Origin of the sequence: Leclercia adecarboxylata (assembly GCF_035787115.1) — a bacterium.
GTDB classification, from domain to species: Bacteria; Pseudomonadota; Gammaproteobacteria; order Enterobacterales; family Enterobacteriaceae; genus Enterobacter; species Enterobacter adecarboxylatus_E.
Genome location: NZ_JALKTL010000021.1, coordinates 1 through 832 on the forward strand (window position 1 = coordinate 1; position 832 = coordinate 832).

The 832-nt window shown below is 52.0% G+C and carries 1 protein-coding gene; it reads left to right on the forward strand.

The window, feature by feature from the left end:
* The coding region (locus MXM41_RS22650) for an IS3 family transposase (protein ID WP_325934484.1) at positions 1-814 on the forward strand (814 nt) is incomplete at its 5' end.
* Positions 815-832 lie beyond the last annotated feature (18 nt).

Genomic DNA, 832 nt, shown 5'->3' on the forward strand with positions numbered 1-832 from the left:
GGTGCTGGATGTTCATCCCAGTGGATTTTACGCCTGGCTTCAGCAGCCGCATTCACAACGCCATCAGGCAGACCTGAGACTGACAGGACAGATTAAACAGTTCTGGCTGGAATCGGGATGCGTCTATGGTTATCGCAAGATCCATCTGGATCTGCGGGACAGCGGGCATCAGTGCGGAGTCAACAGAGTCTGGCGACTGATGAAGCGTGTCGGAATAAAGGCTCAGGTCGGATACCGGAGCCCGCGGGCACGTAAAGGCGAGGCCAGTATCGTGTTGCCCAACAGGCTCCAGCGGCAGTTCAATCCGGATGCTCCGGATGAGCGTTGGGTAACGGACATAACCTACATCAGGACCCACGAAGGCTGGCTGTATCTTGCCGTGGTTGTTGATCTGTTCTCACGTAAAATTATCGGCTGGTCCATGCAATCCCGGATGACAAAGGACATTGTCCTGAACGCACTGCTGATGGCTGTATGGCGGCGTAATCCCCAAAAACAGGTGCTGGTTCACTCGGATCAGGGCAGTCAGTACACAAGCCATGAGTGGCAATCGTTCCTGAAATCACACGGCCTGGAGGGCAGCATGAGCCGTCGCGGTAACTGCCACGATAATGCGGTTGCAGAAAGCTTTTTCCAGTTACTGAAACGCGAGCGGATAAAGAAAAAGATCTACGGAACGCGGGAAGAAGCCCGCAGCGATATTTTTGATTACATCGAAATGTTTTATAACAGTAAGCGTCGGCATGGTTCTAGCGATCAGATGTCACCGACAGAATATGAAAACCAGTATTATCAACGGCTCAGAAGTGTCTAGATTATCCGTGGCGATTCA